The following is a 17414-nucleotide window of genomic DNA, read 5'->3' as shown; positions in this document are numbered from 1 at the left end:
CATGGCCAGCGCATTGCCCGCACATGCCCGTGTCGTCATTATCGGCGGCGGGATCATCGGATGTTCCGTCGCGTATCACCTCGCCAAGCTCGGCTGGAGCGACGTCGTGCTCATCGAGCAGGGGCAGTTATCGTGCGGCACGACCTGGCATGCGGCGGGGCTCGTCGGCCAACTGCGCTCGCAAGAGAGCATGACGAAGCTGATCCGCTATTCGACAAAGCTCTACAGCGAGCTCGAGGCCGAAACGGGGCTCGCCACGGGCTGGAAGCAATGCGGCTCGGTGTCGGTCGCACGCACGGCCGAGCGCATGACGCAGCTCAAGCGCACGGCGGCGGTCGCCCGCGCGTACGGCGTGCAGTGCGACGTGATCTCGCCGAAGGAAGCCGGCGAACTGTGGCCGGCGATGCGCACGGACGATCTGGTCGGCGCCGTCTGGCTCCCCGGCGACGGCAAGGCCAACCCGACGGATCTGACGCAGGCCCTGGCGCGCGGGGCGCGCATGCGCGGCGTGCGGATTGTCGAGAACACCCGACTCACGGAGATTCACACGGCCGAGCCGGCCGGCGTGCGGACCGTCACGGGCGTGTCGTGGCGCAACAAGGAAGGCGAACAGGGGCGCATCGACGCCGACATCGTCGTCAATTGCGCGGGCCAATGGGCCAAGGCGGTCGGCCGCATGTGCGGCGTGACCGTGCCGCTGCACTCGGCGGAGCATTACTACATCGTGACGGAGCGCATCGAGGGCGTGCATCCCGATTTGCCGGTCATGCGCGATCCCGACGGGTTCATCTACTTCAAGGAGGAAGTGGGCGGCCTGGTCATGGGCGGCTTCGAGCCGAACGCCAAACCGTGGGGAATGAACGGGATTCCGGAGAATTTCGAATTTCAGCTGTTGCCCGACGACTGGGATCAGTTTGAAATTCTCATGGAGAATGCGCTGATCCGCGTGCCGGCGCTCCAGACGTCGCAGGTCAAGCAGTTCTACAACGGGCCTGAATCGTTTACGCCGGACAACAATTTCATGCTCGGTGAAGCGCCGGAGCTGCGTAACTTCTACGTCGGCGCGGGCTTCAATTCCATGGGCATCGCGTCCGCCGGCGGCGCGGGCATGGCGCTGGCCGAATGGATCGTGGCGGGTGAGCCGACGATGGACTTGTGGCCCGTTGATATTCGCCGCTTCGCGCGCTTTAACGGCAACGACACGTGGCTGCACGATCGCGTGAAGGAAACCCTTGGCCTGCACTACGCCATGCCGTGGCCGAATCGCGAGCTCGATACGGCACGGCCGTTTCGCCGCTCGCCGCTGTATGCGCATTTGCACGCCGCCGGCGCGTGTTTCGGCAGCAAGATGGGATGGGAGCGGCCGAACTTCTTCGCGCCGACCCCCGCGCAAGCGACGATCGAGTACTCGTTTGGCCAACAGAACTGGCATGCGTGGAGCGCTGCCGAACACCGCGCCTGCCGCGAGGGCGTGGCATTGTTCGACATGAGTTCGTTTTCCAAGTTGCTGATCAAGGGGCGCGACGCCCAGTCCGTGCTCCAATACCTGTGCACGAACGACGTGGCGGTGCCACCGGGCAAGACCGTGTACACTGGCATGCTCAACGAGCGCGGTACGTACGAATCGGATTTCACGCTCACACGTCTGGCGGACGATCAGTATCTGATGGTCACCGGTTCCGCGCAGACGACCCGCGATCATGACTGGCTCGAGCGGCGAATTCCGTCTGACAAGCACTGCACGGTTGTCGATGTGACGGGGCAGTATGCCGTGCTCGCCGTGATGGGGCCGAAATCGCGCGCGTTGCTGCAATCATTGACACGCGCCGATCTGGGCAACGACGCGTTTCCGTTCGGCACCAGCCGCGAGATCGACCTGGGCTACGCAACGGTGCGCGCCACGCGGCTGACCTACGTCGGGGAACTGGGCTGGGAGCTTTACGTGCCGGTCGAATTCGCCGTTGGCGTGTATGAAGCGCTGCATGCCGCGGGCAAGGCGTTCGGGCTTGTGAACGCCGGGTACTACGCCATCGACTCGCTGCGCATCGAGAAGGGCTACCGCGCATGGGGACGCGAACTGACGCCCGATACGAATCCGATCGAAGGGGGCCTGGGCTTCGCGTGCAAATTGGCCAGCGGCATCCCGTTTCTCGGTCGGGAGGCGGTGCTGCGGGCGAAGACGGAAGGGGTGGCGCGCCGGATGACCGTCATCACCGTCGACGGTGCCGCCGACAGGATGTTGTGGGGCGGTGAAGCGATCCTGCGCGACGGCAAGCCCGTCGGTTTCGTGACTTCAGCGGCCTTTGGCCACACGCTCGGCTGCCCGGTCGCGCTGGGATATGTCGGTCATCCCGACGGTTCGGCCGACGCGGCATATGTACAGTCCGGACGATACCAGGTAGATCTCGCGGGCGATTTGCTCGACGTGAGCGTGCATTTGCGCTCGCCGTACGATCCGGCCGGCGAGCGCGTGAAAGATTGATCAGGCGACGGGCGCACGAAACCGGCGGGCAGGCGGTAAAATGACGGTTTTGCCTCAAATCAGTGCGCCGCTTTGCGGGCTTCGGCCGGTGAAGACGGGCGTCGTCGCCAGGTTTCCCGTATGACCTTTCCCTGTATTGCCGCCGCGCGCCATTTTGAATATTCGGCGCACGTACCGCTCGTGATTGGCGCACAGCGCTTTGGCTGGATTCGCCGCCGTGACGTCGAGCATTTGCGGCGCTGGCCGGACGTGTTCGAGATCAGCTCGCTGGCCGTCCGTATTCATCCGCGCCACGATTCGTGCGAAGCGCGTACCGCCGCGCTCGAGCCGGTGATCGCCGCCCTGCACGCCGAGGGCGTCATTGTCGGGTGGCGCAATGAGCGGTATGCCATTCGTCAGCGGTTGTACGACGCGCCGCTGGCCTGGATCGAGCGCGCCGCGGCGCGGTTTTTCGGCACGCGCACGTTCGCCGTGCACGTCAACGGCTTTGTGCCGGCGCGCGTCACGGGCGAGGCGCCTCAGTTGTGGATTGCCCGCCGCAGCGTGTTGAAGTCTACGGACCCGGGCTGCCTCGATAACGCCGTCGGCGGCGGCATCGGCGACGGGTACGGCGTGGGCGATACGCTGGTGAAGGAGTGTTGGGAGGAAGCGGGCATTCCGGCACCGTTGGCGCGTGAAGCGACGCCCGGGCGCACGTTGCACGTGCTGGCGGAAATCCCCGAAGGGGTGCAGGCCGAGCAGATTTTCGTCTACGACCTGGCGTTGCCCGCGAGCTTCGTACCGGCGAATCAGGACGGCGAGGCGAGTGCACATTGGCTGTGCAGCGCGGGCAATGTGCGCGATGTGATCGCGCGCGGCGCGATGACGGTCGACGCGAGCCTTGTCAGCCTCGACTTCCTGATGCGCGAAGGCGTGGTGCGAGAACATGAATGCGCCGGCATGGCGGCGCTGTTTCATCCGCCGGAGGAGTAAGGCGCGGTCTGACGTTTCATGCGCCGCACCCGAGAGTATTTTGAAGATTGACATTGCTTGAACCCAAGGAGCACTCATGGCCCCGATCGAACATAGCTACATCCTGAAGTTGTCCTGCCCGGACCGTCCCGGCATCGTCCACGCGGTGGCCGGTTTCCTGGTCGAGCGCGGCGGCAACATCCTCGATTCGGCCCAGTTCAATGACCGCTTCACGGGCGGCTTCTTCATGCGCGTGCATTTCCAGCAGCTGCCGGGCGATGCCGAGCTGGCGAGCCTGCAACGCGAGTTCGCGCCGCTGGCCGAGACATTTGACATGCAATGGGAGATGGTCGACGCGACGGTCAAGCCGCGTGTGATGCTGATGGTCTCGAAGTTCGGCCATTGCCTGAACGACCTGCTGTTCCGTTACAAGACCGGACAATTGAACATCGAAATCCCGGCGATCGTCTCGAACCACAAGGATTTCTATCAGCTCGCCGCGAGCTATAACATTCCGTTCCATTATCTGCCGCTGATGAACGCGACAGCGGAATCGAAGGCCGCGCAAGAAGCGAAAGTGTTCGATCTGGTGCAGGACAACAACGTCGACCTCGTGGTGCTGGCCCGCTACATGCAGGTGCTGTCAGGCGATCTGTGCAGGAAACTGGCGGGCCGCGCGATCAATATCCACCACTCGTTCCTGCCGAGCTTCAAGGGCGCGAAGCCGTACTCTCAGGCATTCGACCGTGGCGTGAAGCTGATCGGCGCGACCGCGCACTATGTCACGACCGATCTCGACGAAGGCCCGATCATCGAACAGGAGGTCGAGCGCGTGGATCACACCATGGATCCGGAGCAACTGACCGCCATCGGCCGCGACGTGGAATGCGTGGCGCTGGCGCGCGCGGTGCGTTATCACGCAGAGCACCGCATTCTGCTCAATGGGCACAAGACGGTGGTGTTCCGCTAGTGGACTAGGCCCGCCGCGCCAGTTCGCTGCCGGCGTTGCGCGACAGCCTGGCGATGGAAAAGATCGACGAAACCGAGATGAGCGCGACGACGAGGAACGCCCACGGGAAATCGCTTGCCGCGACGTGCGCGTGACCTTGCAGCGCGATCGATGTTTGCAGGGCGGCCGCGCCGATGGTGATGCCGGTGCTCAACGAGACCTGCTGCGCCACGCTGGCCAGGCTCGTCGCCTGGCTCATGCGCGACGGTTCGATGTCAGCGTAGGAAATCGCGTTCAGACTCGTGAACTGCAGCGAACGGAAACATCCGCCGAACAGCAGCACGCAAAGGATTACTGCGTGCGGCGTCTCGGCGGTGAACAGGCCGTAGCCGCCGATCGTCGCCGAGGCGATCGCGGCATTGGCCAGCAGCACCGTCCGAAAACCGAAACGCTGCAGAATCCGCAGCGAGATCGTCTTCATGAACATCGCGCCGGCGGCGGAAACGAAGGTCAACAAGCCCGACTGTACCGGCGACATGCCGAAGCCGAGCTGCAGCATCAGGGGCAGCAGGAACGGCGTCGCACCCACGCCGATGCGAAACAGGGTGCCGCCGACAACGCCCGCGCGAAACGTCGGCACCTTGAAGAGATCGAGCCGCAACAGCGGATGCGCGGTGCGGCGCGCGTGGACGACATAGGCCCACAACAACGCCGCGCCAAGGACCGCGAGGCCGATCGACACCGGTGTCGGAATCAGATGCCGGCCGAGGGTCGACAGGCCGAGCATCAGCGATGACAATCCGACGCCCGACATCACAAAGCCGATCACGTCGAGCGGCGGCACATTGTCCTCGAAAAGATCCGGAATGAACTTCGTTGCAAGCACGAAGCCGACGACGCCGACCGGCACGTTGATGAAGAAGATCCAGCGCCAGTGCCAGTAGGTCGTGATGAAGCCGCCCAGTGGCGGGCCGAGCACGGGGCCGATGAGCGCCGGGATGGTCAGCGTGTTGAGCGCCTTCACCATGTCGCGCTTTTCCACGGATTTGAGCAGGGCCAGGCGCCCGACCGGCACCATCATCGCGCCGCCCACGCCTTGCAGAAAACGCGCCGCGACGAGCTCGCCCAACGTGCTGGAAATGCCGCACAGCACCGAGCCGAGCACAAACAGTGCGATGGCCGAGCGGAAGACGTTTCGCGTGCCGAACCGATCGGCGATCCAGCCGCTGATCGGGATGAAAACCGCGAGGCTGACGAGATATGACGTCAACGCGAGTTTCAGGGCGATCGGACTCTCGCCGAGATCTTGCGCGATCAGCGGCAGGGACGTGGACAGGACCGTCGAGTCCATGTTTTCCATGAACAGGGCGCACGCGACGATTAATGGAACTAGCATGAGACGAGGGGCCGCCACGGGAGCATACGAACAGGGAGAACCGATTCTACAAGGTAGGGCCTGTTCACGCTAATATCGGGCTCGCGTTGCCCGGCCCTGGTGGACTACTGCGATTGCAGGAAATCGCGCAGGACTTGCAGGTGGGTATAGACCTCGTGCCCGTCGTCGTCTTCGAGCCGGACCGCGGACAGCAATGTAACGGTTCCGTGCCTGACGCACTCGCGAACGGCGCTCAGTGTTTCGTCGCCGGCCTCGGCGAGTGCCTCAAGTTCGTCTTCATAACGATCGCGAAACGCCGCGTATTGATCGGTATGCTGGTGGAACCATTGCCGCAATTCGTTCGACGGCGTCACCGTCTTGGCCCACAAATCCAGTTGCGCATTCACCTTGGCGATACCGCGCGGCCACAGCCGGTCTGCGAGAACGCGTTTGCCGTCTTCCGGCGATGGGGCATCGTAGATGCGCTTCAAACGGATGGCATGACGCTTGGCCGGCATGAAAGGCTCCTGATGACTGACATGCCGCAAGCTTACCGTACGCGCGCCCGGCCGGGGGATCGGTGTCCTGCGGGTCACATTCCCGACGTCCCCGACGTTCAACAGGTCCGGTCCGCCGCTCAGAATTGCCAGTTGAAAATGCCGAAGAGGGCGTTGTCGGCGATGCCGCCGCCGAATTGGCCCGCATACGATATCTGCAGGGTCAATGCGCGGCTTAGCGACGTTTCCAACCCGGCTTCGACGATCAAGGCATTGCGCGCGACCGGTACGCCGCCTACCGTATACGGGACCGCGCTTCCGGCGAGCGTGAGCCGTGCGGCGGGTGTCGTGTCGCCGAACGCATGCCGCCAGCCCAATGTCGCGCGCGCTGTGAGCGTTTCGGCAATCAGCGGCGCGGCCAGCCGCAAGCCTGTCGTGGAGAATGTCACGTGCTGTGTGCGGCCCTCGGCGCGCAGGGCTGCCGCGCCGCCGGTTTCCTGGAAGGCCCCGGTGCGCAGGCGCGCGTATGCGAGCCCGGCGAACGGTTCCAGCGTCAGTCGTGATGCCTGGATGCGCGCGTTGACTTCGCCGAAGACCTGCGCCGTGTCTGCGTCATAGACCGCACGGTCGGTCTCCTGGTATCCGGGGAACGCGACATTGCGGGTGACATCCAGCCGCTGCCACGTGTAGGCCGTTCCCACCAAGACGCCGAACGGTTCCCGGCGGCCACCCGCATACAGTGCCATATGCGCGATATTCGCGCGGCCCGAGGCGGCGGGGCCCGTATCGAAGGTGCTGTGTCCCAGTCCGCCGGCGGTGCCGATGCGCCACGCGTCGCCGACCGGGCCGTCGACGCCGAGGAAAACACCGCCGAGGCGTCGCGTCAGGTCCGCCGCGCCGTTCCCGCCGTTGGCCGCGTTCGATCCGTTCATGCGTGAGCGTGAGCCGTATCCAGCCGCCCACGCGGTGGCGTCGCGCGCCGTTGTGCCGCGCAATCGATGCGTGAGCGCTTCGCGTATAAAGCGGCTGTCGTCGAGCAGCATGCTGCTCACGCTGGCGTGGACATCGCCGGACAAACGATCGAGCGCCGACTCGGTGGCAGGCTCATCGAGACTCACCAAGGCATCCGTCAAGGCTTCGCTCGCCGGCGTCGGGTCGTCTGCCTCAATCGTATCGAGTATCGCGGCAACGGACTCCTGATTGGGCGTGTCGGCGACTTCGACGATCGGAACATCGTTGCGCGTGAACGTCAACGACACGCGCGTGGGTGCATAGGTGAGTTCCGGCGTGAGGAACAGCAGATTCGTCGTGACGGCGTCGAAGACGCCCGTCACGCCGCCCGCCGCTGTCAGGATGACCGCGGTTGATGTCGGCGCGTGGGCGCCCGGCTCCGCATCGACGGCCACCGTGCCGCCCGATAGTGTCGCGGACCCGGCGGCATGGATCTGACTGGTCGGCCCGGTTGGCGACGTTTTCACCTGATAGACCGAACCGGGCGCGAACGAGACATCCCCATTGACCTGCAACCCGTTGCCATTCGACGCGCTGGCCCCGACGATTACGGTGCCGCCTGAGCCGACCGACAGGCCGCCCACGCTTTGCGTGCCGGCGAACGGTCCACCGTTGTCCGGTGCGACGGAAAGCGCACCGGCTGTGACGGAAACGCGCGACGCACCGATGGAGCCGAGCAGGGAGAGTGTGCCGCCGGCAATGACGGTATCGCCGGTGTAGGTGTTTGCGCCGGACAGCGTGATGGCCGCGGGGCCGTCCTTTGTCAGTGCACCCGCGCCAGAGAGCGTGCCCGCGAGTACCAGGTCATACCTGCCGTCAATCGTGAGGCCGCCATTGGCGATCATCACGTCATTGGTCAAAGTGAGCCCGTCCACGCCGGACGACAACGTCCCCGCATCGGCTATCACGATGCCGTTACCGAGTCCGGCGGGGTTGTCAATGATCGCCACGCCGCCGTTGAGGTCCGCGGTCTGTACTGCCAACGCGCCGGAAATGGTCCATGTGCCGCTGTTCACGATGACCTGGTTGAAATTCAAGTACCGCTTGGCGTCCAGCATGCCCGTGCCGCCGTTACCCGATCCGGGGCCGGAGACCGAATCTTGCAGTAGCAACGTGTTGTTGCCGCCCGCGCCACCGTCGACCGTGCCGGTCGCAGCAAATGCCAGCGGCAGGCCGTCCACCCCAAGGGCGGTGCCGCCGACACTGCCGATCGCGCTCACCTTCGAGCCTGTGACGGCGGTGAAGATGTTGGCGCGATTCGCACCGAGCGAAACGCTGCCGTCGATCGTGCCGCTGTTGATGAACGAGTGCCCGGTGCCGCCGATGCCGGTGGGCGCAAATGCAATGCGTCCCGTGATCCTGCCCGAATTCGTGAAAATGACCCTGCCGCCCCCAAGCGCAGCGATCACCGGCGTATCGGCCGGATTCACGGACACGCCGGCCAGCGACGTGGCACCGATGACGCCGGCGTTTTCAACGATGCTCAGGCCGCCCGCGCCGTTCGTGATGGATAGCGCCATGCCGTCGAGACTCGGCAAGGTGGCGCCCAGAAGACCGGTCGTGCCCATCATGATGCCGCTGTTGGACACCATGAGGTTACTCGCCGACGCGTTGCCGATGACGGCACCGCTGGCAAGGACACTGCTGACACCAAGCAATGCCGCGTCGATGACGCCGGCGTTATTGAGCGTGACGTCGTTGCCGGTCAGGAACACTGCCGCGCCCCCCAGCCCTGGCGGAACGCCGACAGTGGCGTCACCGTGGACGTCGACCCGCAAGCCGTCGGCGGCGTTGGCAACCGATGGTGTCAGCACCGGCGCCGGACCGGCGCAAATGACAACGTTGCCGGTGGTCGTGCATGTCGCCCGGACAGTATCGGAAGCCAGCCCGATGCAGATGGCGATGGCGGCAGTGCGCGCGTCACGCCGTACTCGTTGAAAGTTGCCAGTGTTCATCGTGGTCCCGTCCATATACGCGTTTCACGTAGTGGAAAGACTATGTACATACGCAGATTGCGTAGGCATGGGCGCAGCGAAGTCGATATGGGAATGGGGGCAGGCGCTACGCGAAGGGCTTGCCCGACGCGGCATTTGAGGCGTCAGGGGGGTGGGAAACGGCAGCAACGACCGTGCGAGCGGCCCCGGGGCTTTCGGAAAAATCCTCAATGCGGTTGGCCGTGAATACGTGACGCGTGCACGCTCTATATGGCGCGCTGGCGCGCTGGCGCATGCGGGAAGCGGGGGCGGGAAGCGGAGGCAGGAAGCGGAGGCAGGAAGCGGAGGCGGGGAGGTACAGCGTGTGTCGGCGACGGCGGTGCGGCGCCGGGTGAGTGCGTGCGGCGGGACGCCGAAGCGCCCGCCACAAACCACACAACTCAGCGATACAACTCAGGCCGCCTTGGTCAGTGCTGCGATCTGCCGCACGCCGAGCGTATCGAGCGCTTGCGCGACAGCGGTGACGACATTGCGCATTTCATTGTCGTCGATCGCCCCGATACAACCCACGCGGAAGGTTTCGATTTGCGTGAGCTTGCCCGGGTACAGGACGTAGCCCTTGTCGCGCACCGCGTCGTAGAACGCCTTGAACACGTATTTCGGGTCGGTTGGCGCGTGAAACGTCACGATGACCGGCGCTTGGACCTCAGGCGACAGGAATGGCTTGAAGCCGAGCGCAGCCATGCCGTCGACAAGCGTCTTGCAGTTCTTGCGATAGCGCGCGCCGCGCACGGGCTGGCCGCCTTCGGCCTTGAACTGGTCAAGCGCGGCGCGCAACGCGGCCACCACGTGCGTCGGCGGCGTGAAGCGCCACTGTGTCGTCTTCTGCATATAAGCGTACTGGTCATGCAGGTCCATCGCCAGCGAATGGCTGTTGCCCGCGGACGCCTCGAGCACCGACTTCTTCGCGATGACGAACCCCATGCCGGGCACGCCTTCGATGCACTTGCCGCTGGCGGCAACGAGCGCGTCGAACGGCATCGAACGCACGTCGATCTCGATCGCGCCAAACGAACTCATCGCATCGACGATCAACCCGCGGCCCAGGCGCCGGCATACCTCGGCGATCTGCGGCAGCGGATTGAGCAGCCCGGCGCCGGTTTCCAGATGGACCTGCGCGACGTGCGTGATCGACGGATCGCGCTTGAGCGCTTCCTCGATCAGCGCGGGGCTGGCAATCTGGTCTTCCGGAATCGCGAGTTCGACCGCCGCGCGGCCGAGATATTTGCAGATCTTCAGAATGCGCTGGCAATACGCACCGTTCTGAGGCACGAGAATCTTGCCGTCGCGCGGCACCAGCGTGCCGATGGCGGCTTCGACCGAAAACGTGCCCGACCCTTGCAGCGGCACGCAGACGTAATCGTTGCCGCCGTGCACGACGTCGACCAGATCGCGGCACAGCGTGGCCGTGATCTGGTTGAACTGGGTGTCCCAGGACCCCCAGTCGCGCAGCATGGCCTGCTTGGTGGCCGGCGACGTGGTGAGCGGGCCGGGGGTGAGCAGAATCGGTTCCTGACCGAGAATCATGACCGTCTCCTATCGGGAGGGTTGAGAGAGAGCGAAGAGGAAAACGAAGAGGAAAACGTCCGCATCATGGCGTGTCACTGTGACTTTGCCGGACGCCGCCACGCCTGCGTGTACCGTTCCACCACGAGATGGATGCCGTAATACAGCAGGCAGACCAGCATCGAGGTCAGCACCACCAGCGTCGCCATGGCGGCGGCCGGACCGATCGATCCGGTTTCGTCCATGTTGACGATGGCCACCGAGGCGATCGCGGTGTCGGCCGAGTACAGGAACACCACGGCGGACACCGTGGTCATGGCGTTGACGAACAGATAGCGGCTGATTTCCAGAATGGACGGCAGGCAGATCGGCGCCGTCACGCGCCAGAACGTACGGTAGAACGGCACCTTCAGCGAAGCGGACACGTACTCGAACTCGGGGTCGATCTGCTTGAGCGCGGTCAGCGCCGTCAGGTGGCTCGACGAGTAGTAGTGCACCACGTTGACGATCACCAGGATCGCGAGCGATCCGTACAGGAAATGCAACGGATTGCCCTCGGGCACAAAGAAGAAGATGTAGCCCAGACCGAGCACCAGGCCCGGCACGCCCATCGGCAGCACGGCCATCATGCGGATCACGCCGCGCACCCAGTTCATGCCGCGCGTCTTTTCCAGCAGGTACGCGATGACGAAGATCGCGAGTGTGCCCCACAGCGCGCACCAGAAAGCCATCTGCAAGCTGTTGACATACGCCTCGACCGCGCCGCTTTCGATCAGGCCGAAACGGTAATGATTGAACGACAGGCTGAAGTTGTACGGCCAGAATTTGACGAACGATGCATACACAGCCATGCCGAGGATCGACAGCATGATGGCCGCCATGCCCCAGCACATCGTCGCCATCAGCCAGTCGAAGCCGCGCGCCGGCTTCGGCACGTAGGGCACCGCGCGCGCCGACAGCAACGCTTGCTGCTTGCGCTGCACGATCGCGTCGACCAGATACGTGATGCCGACCGGCACGAGCAGCATCAGGCCGACGACCGCCCCCTTCGAGAAGTCCTGCTGCCCGATCACTAGCTTGTAGATGTCGGTCGCCAGGACATTGAAGTCGCCGCCGATCACCTTGGGAATCCCGAAGTCGGAAATCGCGTAGGTGAAGACGATCATCGCGGCGCTGATGACGCCGTACTTCGCGCCGGGCAACGTGATCGTGAGGAAGCGGCGCAACATCGGCGTGCCGAGCGCATCGGCGGCTTCGTAAAGCCGCGCGTCGGTCAACGACAACGCCGTGATCAGGATCATCAGTGCGTGCGGAAACGTGGCGTTGATGAGCGACATGACAATGCCGAGCGGGCCGTAGATGTCGATGGTGCCCATCCACGGGCGCAGCAGCCCCTGGTTGCCGAACCAGAAGATGAACGAGATCGCCGGCAGCAGCGTCGGCCCCAGGATCGGGATCAGCGCAATGTTGCGCAAGAACGGCTTGCCGCGCAGGCAACTGCGCGTCAGACCGTACGCAAAGATGAACGCCAGCGGCACCGTAACGACCGTGGTGACCGTGGAGATCCATACGCTGTTCCAAATCGACGTCAGCAGCGCCGGCGAATGGAAATACTCGTAGAAGTGTCTCAGGCCGACGAAATGTCCGTCGTTGTCCTGTACGCTCTTGACGAGGATGGCGGCCATCGGCGCGAGCAGGAACACGACGCCGGCGGCTGCCACGACAAGCAGCAGCGCCTGCGCGAGACGGTCGGTCCAGTGCGAAGCGACGCGCACCGGCGTGGCGGGATCCGATCCGGATTTGCCGGTGTCGGCGAAGGGATGGACACTGCGCGCGTCGGCGGCGGTCGGCGGGAGGGCGGGGCTGACGGTCTGCATGGCGGTCTTATCCATGACGGAACACGCGTACCGCTTCCTGCGGCACGGCAAAGCGCAGCGTGCCGCCGGCGGCGGGGCGCAGCGCGTTCATGTCGGCGGGCGACAGATCCGCGTAAAGCGGGTGATCGCATGACGCCATACGCAGCGTCACACGCGAGAATGCGCCGAGGAACTCGATCTTCTCGATGTCGCCGTCGAACACATTGGTCTCGTCTTCGTCAAGCGACCGCACGCGCACGTCTTCGGGGCGGAAGAACACGCGGATGTCTTCGCCGCTATGGCAGCCGTTGAGCGTGCCGCAGGCCAGTTCGTAGCGTCCGACCTGCACGCGGCCGTGTTCGCCGAGTTTCGCGGGCAGGATGTTGGTCTTGCCGACGAAATCGGCGACGAATGGCGTCGCCGGACGCTGGTAGATCTGCCCCGGCGTGCCAATCTGTTCGATGTCGCCCTGATTCATGACGACGATCCGGTCGGCCATCGACAATGCTTCTTCCTGATCGTGCGTGACCAGTATCGTGGTGATGCCCAGGCGCTGCTGCAACGCACGGATTTCGCCACGCAGCCGCACCCGTACGCGTGCATCGAGAGCGGACAGCGGTTCATCGAGCAGGAGCAGGCCGGGTGAGGTGGCCAGCGCGCGGGCAATGGCGATGCGCTGCTGCTGTCCGCCGGAGAGCTGGCCCGGATATTTGCGGCCGGATTCAGGCAGGCCGACCATCTCCAGCAATTCGGCGACGCGCGCCTGCCGCTCGGCACGCGGCATCTTGCGGTTGGTCAGGCCGTAGGCGACGTTGTCGGCGACGCTCAGGTTGGGAAAAAGGGCATACGACTGGAAGACGATGCCGTAGTCGCGTTGCATCGGCGGCAGCGTCGAGATGTCGCGTCCGGCCTGATGCAGCGTGCCGCGTGTCTGCGCTTCGAGTCCGGCGATGATGCGCAGCAGCGTTGTCTTGCCGCAGCCGGACGGGCCAAGGAAGCACAGCATTTCGCCGCGCTTCACACAGAGATGGATGTCGCGCAGCACCACGGTGTCGTCGAAACGCTTGTGGATGCCTTGCAGTGTCAAATAGTCTTCAGCGCTCATACGGGGGACTCCTGCGGGCGGTCGAGTCGCCGTGCCGCCCGTCTTCCCGGGCCGGCACGGCACGATCGGAGCAACCGGCGCGCGGCATCTCCTGCCCGCGCGCCAAGCCGCCAGCTTACTTTTTTTCCGACTTGGCGCCGTAGCGCTTCTGCCATTCGGTCAGCACTTGTTCGCGGCTCCTGGCGATTTCCGTGAAGTCGTTCTTCACGAGCATCTGCTGATAATTGGCCGGAATGGTGTCGAGCTTCTTGGCGACACCCGGGTAGGCCACGATCGCCCAGTCCTTGGCGTACATTTCGTTGGCTTCCTTGCTGGCGAGCCAGTCCATGTACTTCTTGGCCGCGTCGAGCTTTTTGGTCGTCTTCATGATCCCTGCCGCCTCGATGTCGTAGCCGAGTCCCTCCTTCGGGAAGACGAGATCGATCGGCGCGCCGGCCGATTTGGTGCGGTGGGCGTTGAATTCGAACGAAATGCCGATCGGGTATTCGCCGGAGCCCGCATCGCGGCACGGCTTCGAGCCCGAATGCGTGTACTTGACGATGTTGTTGTCCAGGGCGTCCATGTATTTCCAGCCGCCGTCCTTGCCGAACATCTGCAGCCAGGCCGTCACGTCGAGGAAACCGGTGCCGGATGTGGCCGGGTTCGGCATCACGATCATGCCCTTGTAGATCGGCTTGGTCAGGTCTTCCCACGACGTCGGCTTCGGCAGATTATGCTTTTGGGCCTCGACGGTGTTGAAGCAGACCGTTGCGCCCCATACGTCCTCCCCGATCCACGACGGCGGCGTTTCCTTGTCGCTATACGCGCGCGTCAGCTGATCGAAGCCCTTGGGCGAGTACGGCATCAGCATGCCTTCCTGCTTGATCAGTTCCAGGCTCGATGCGGCCAGCCCGGCGATCACGTCCGCCTGGGGATTGGCTTTTTCGGCCATCAACTTTGCGGTGACGACCCCGGTGGAGTCGCGCACATACTTGATTTCGATATCGGGGTTGGCTTTCTGGAAGGCTTCGGCGTAAGGACGCATGACCTCCACTTCCCACGCCGTATACACGGTCAGGGTGGTCTTGGCGGCAGCGATGCCGGCGTGAGTGGCGGCGAACACGCCCGCCACGAGGGCGAACGTGGCACAAGCGGCGCGGCGCAACGGTTGATTCATGATGGCTCCTGTGGGTAAAACGACCACTTACCAGATGCCCCCTGACCTGTCGCTTCGCGCCAGGTCGCCCCCCGAGGGGGACAAGAAAACTTGGGGCAGCCCGGCGTTTTCTTGAAGCGGCGATTTTGCAGTTTATTTGCAAATTATTTCGTTTTTTTGAAACCCTGCGAGATTGTCATCTGGTCGTCAAATGCCTCCGATAGTATGAAACGCCTTGATTTTATTGGGTTATGGCTGTGATGCAGTTAGCTTTTACCCTGATGCCCGTCTCGGAATGGCGACATTCCGTTTGCTGTTAAGTGTATGTTGTTGACAATCTACAAAACGTTGTGCTTGAATGTCAAGTAACAAAATTAATCACGTAGTCGTCACGCAAGGAACGGCCGTATGACCAGCAAATCCACTTCGCCGAATGCCATCGAGTTGTTGCAGAGCCAGTCGTTGACGACCTTGGTGCAGCACGAGATCGAGCGTCAGATCATGGCGGGCGAGCTGACGCCGGGCACCAAGCTCAACGAGATCGAAGTCGCCGGACGCCTGGGTGTCTCGCGCGGGCCGGTGCGTGAAGCATTCCGGGCGCTGGAAGAGGCGGGCTTGCTCCGAACGGAGAAGAACCGCGGTGTGTTCGTACGTGTGATTTCGCTGGCCGAGGCCGAAGAGATCTACACGCTGCGCGCGGTGCTCGACGAATACGTCGGCCGCACGCTGGCCGAGCAGATCACGTCGGAGCAACTGACCCGCCTGCGCGAATCGGTCGAAGCGATGCACGCGGCGAACGAAGCGGGCGACACCGAGGCCTATTACCGGCTCAATCTGGCGTTTCACGACACACTCGTCGAACTCGTCGGCAACGGCAAGCTGCTGGAGACCTACCGGCGGCTCGTCAAGGAATTGAGCCTGTTCCGTCATGAGGCGCTCGTCGTCGACGCGTCGGCGCCGCCGAAGTCGGAGCGTGAGCACCGCGACATCGTCAGCGCGATCGCGTCGCGCGATCCGGAGCGCGCGGCGCAGGTGGTGCGCGAGCACGTAGAGCGGGGCCGCGCGCGCATGCGCGGCGCGCTCGCCAAGCATGGTCAGCCTTCCGTCAAGGCGGCAGGCTGAATGGGATCCCCCAAGTAATGCCAGCGAATGCCATCTGGATGGCCGTTTGACGCGGCCGCCGGCAGCCCAATTCCTCTCAGGAGAAACGTCGTGAATCAGCCCGTGCAGATCCAAGTCAACGGCCGCAGCTATCGCCTGCCGCAACAACCGACCGTCATCGTCTGTGTCGACGGTTGCCAGTTCGAGTATCTGGAAGCGGCCGCTGCCGCGGGCGTTGCGCCCTATATCAAGCACCTGCTGGAGAACGGCGCTGCCTTCAAGGGCGATTGCGTCGTGCCATCGTTCACGAACCCAAACAATCTCTCGATTGTGACGGGGGCCCCGCCCGCGGTACACGGCATCTGCGGCAATTACTTCTGGGATCCGGCGGCCGACGGCGGCCGCGGCAAGGAAGTGATGATGAACGACCCCGCCTACTTGCGCGCCGGCACGGTGTTCGCCGCGGCTGCCGAGGCGGGGGCGTCGTTGGCCGTCGTCACCGCGAAGGACAAGCTGCGCAAGCTGCTCGGCTATCAGATGAAGGGCATCTGCTTCTCTTCGGAGAAGGCCGATCAGGTCACGATGGCGGAAAACGGCATCGAGGACGTCCTGGGTCTCGTGGGCATGCCGGTGCCGGATGTGTACAGCGCCGAGCTGTCGGAGTTCGTGTTCGCGGCGGGTGTGCGCCTGCTGGAAACGCGCAAGATCGACCTGATGTATCTGTCCACGACCGATTACGTCCAGCATAAATGGGCGCCTGGCACGGAGGGCGCCAATGCCTTCTACGCGATGATGGACAAGTACCTGCGCCGCATGGACGAACTCGGCGCCGTCATCGGCCTGACCGCCGACCACGGCATGAACGCCAAGCATGATCCGAAGACGGGCCAGCCGAATGTGATCTATCTGCAGGATCTGCTCGACGATTGGCTCGGCCGCGGCGTCGAACAGGGCGGTGCGCGCGTGATCCTGCCGATCACGGATCCGTACGTGGTCCATCATGGCGCGCTGGGATCGTACGCCACGGTTTACCTGCCGCAGGACGTCGACCGCGACCGCATTCAGGCGCGCCTGGCGGCGCTGCCGGGCGTTGAAGTCGTGCTGACGAACGCGGAAGCGTGCGCAAAGTTCGAGCTGCCGCGCGATCGCGTCGGCGATCTGGTCGTGGTGAGTGGCCAGCCCGTGGTGCTCGGCACGAGCGCGAGCCGTCACGACCTTTCCGGCCTGACGGTGCCACTGCGCTCGCATGGCGGTATCTCGGAGCAGACGGTGCCGTTGCTGTTCAATCGCAAGACCGCCGGCATTCCCGGAAGGACACGTCTGCGTAATTTCGACATTCTCGACGTGGCGCTGAACTACGTCTGACGAGGGCTTGCCGGGTCCGCGTGCGTCCATCGACGCGCGCGGCGAATCGGCCGAACGACTATCCTTGATTGACCTGCTGTGGAGATC

The 17414-nt window shown here is 64.0% G+C and carries 12 protein-coding genes; 5 read left to right on the top strand and 7 right to left on the bottom strand.

Going from position 1 to position 17414, the window contains the following annotated elements; translation table 11 throughout:
- Position 1 precedes the first annotated feature (1 nt).
- The 3 genes from PTE30175_RS15605 to purU all read left to right on the top strand — a co-directional run bounded on the left by PTE30175_RS15605 (position 2) and on the right by purU (position 4403).
- Positions 2-2482 carry a GcvT family protein gene (locus PTE30175_RS15605; RefSeq protein WP_150697977.1) on the top strand — a complete coding sequence of 827 codons (2481 nt, stop codon included), beginning with the start codon at positions 2-4 and terminating at the stop codon, positions 2480-2482.
- Between the two features lie 120 nt (positions 2483-2602).
- A complete protein-coding gene (locus PTE30175_RS15600; protein WP_150697976.1) occupies positions 2603-3454 on the top strand; it encodes an NUDIX hydrolase in 852 nt (283 codons plus the stop codon).
- Between the two features lie 76 nt (positions 3455-3530).
- Positions 3531-4403, top strand: coding sequence for a formyltetrahydrofolate deformylase (purU, locus tag PTE30175_RS15595; protein ID WP_150697975.1), 873 nt, complete (start codon positions 3531-3533; stop codon positions 4401-4403).
- A gap of 4 nt (positions 4404-4407) precedes the next feature.
- Here the strand turns inward: purU and PTE30175_RS15590 are convergent, their stop codons facing one another.
- From PTE30175_RS15590 to PTE30175_RS15560, 7 genes are all read right to left on the bottom strand, one after another.
- A complete protein-coding gene (locus PTE30175_RS15590) occupies positions 4408-5778 on the bottom strand; it encodes a DHA2 family efflux MFS transporter permease subunit (protein ID WP_150697974.1) in 1371 nt (456 codons plus the stop codon).
- A gap of 104 nt (positions 5779-5882) precedes the next feature.
- A complete protein-coding gene (locus tag PTE30175_RS15585) occupies positions 5883-6275 on the bottom strand; it encodes a DUF488 domain-containing protein (protein ID WP_150697973.1) in 393 nt (130 codons plus the stop codon).
- Between the two features lie 119 nt (positions 6276-6394).
- Positions 6395-9220: an autotransporter outer membrane beta-barrel domain-containing protein gene (locus PTE30175_RS15580; protein ID WP_191629085.1), complete on the bottom strand. Its 2826-nt coding sequence runs from the start codon at positions 9218-9220 to the stop codon at positions 6395-6397.
- A gap of 432 nt (positions 9221-9652) precedes the next feature.
- Positions 9653-10786: a 2-aminoethylphosphonate--pyruvate transaminase gene (locus PTE30175_RS15575; RefSeq protein WP_150697971.1), complete on the bottom strand. Its 1134-nt coding sequence runs from the start codon at positions 10784-10786 to the stop codon at positions 9653-9655.
- Positions 10787-10860: 74 nt separating this feature from the next.
- Complete coding sequence (locus tag PTE30175_RS15570; protein WP_224788795.1) at positions 10861-12657, bottom strand: putative 2-aminoethylphosphonate ABC transporter permease subunit; 1797 nt, start codon at positions 12655-12657, stop codon at positions 10861-10863.
- Positions 12650-13726, bottom strand: coding sequence for a putative 2-aminoethylphosphonate ABC transporter ATP-binding protein (locus tag PTE30175_RS15565; protein WP_150697970.1), 1077 nt, complete (start codon positions 13724-13726; stop codon positions 12650-12652). The genes PTE30175_RS15570 and PTE30175_RS15565 overlap by 8 nt, the downstream gene beginning before the upstream one ends.
- Before the next feature lie 115 nt (positions 13727-13841).
- Positions 13842-14882 carry a putative 2-aminoethylphosphonate ABC transporter substrate-binding protein gene (locus PTE30175_RS15560; protein ID WP_150697969.1) on the bottom strand — a complete coding sequence of 347 codons (1041 nt, stop codon included), beginning with the start codon at positions 14880-14882 and terminating at the stop codon, positions 13842-13844.
- Between the two features lie 387 nt (positions 14883-15269).
- Here PTE30175_RS15560 and PTE30175_RS15555 point away from each other — a divergent pair, with 387 nt between their 5' ends.
- Together PTE30175_RS15555 and phnA are read left to right on the top strand one after the other, a co-directional pair.
- Positions 15270-15983 (top strand): phosphonate utilization associated transcriptional regulator, encoded by a 714-nt coding sequence (locus tag PTE30175_RS15555; RefSeq protein ID WP_150697968.1) that lies wholly within the window; start codon positions 15270-15272, stop codon positions 15981-15983.
- 27 nt (positions 15984-16010) lie between these two features.
- Complete coding sequence (gene phnA, locus PTE30175_RS15550) at positions 16011-17327, top strand: phosphonoacetate hydrolase (protein WP_150697967.1); 1317 nt, start codon at positions 16011-16013, stop codon at positions 17325-17327.
- Positions 17328-17414: the final 87 nt, after the last annotated feature.

Origin of the sequence: Pandoraea terrae (assembly GCF_902459695.1) — a bacterium.
GTDB classification, from domain to species: domain Bacteria; phylum Pseudomonadota; class Gammaproteobacteria; order Burkholderiales; family Burkholderiaceae; genus Pandoraea; species Pandoraea terrae.
Note: the sequence above shows the minus strand (reverse complement) of the source record. Positions and strands in the feature narration are given on the sequence as shown.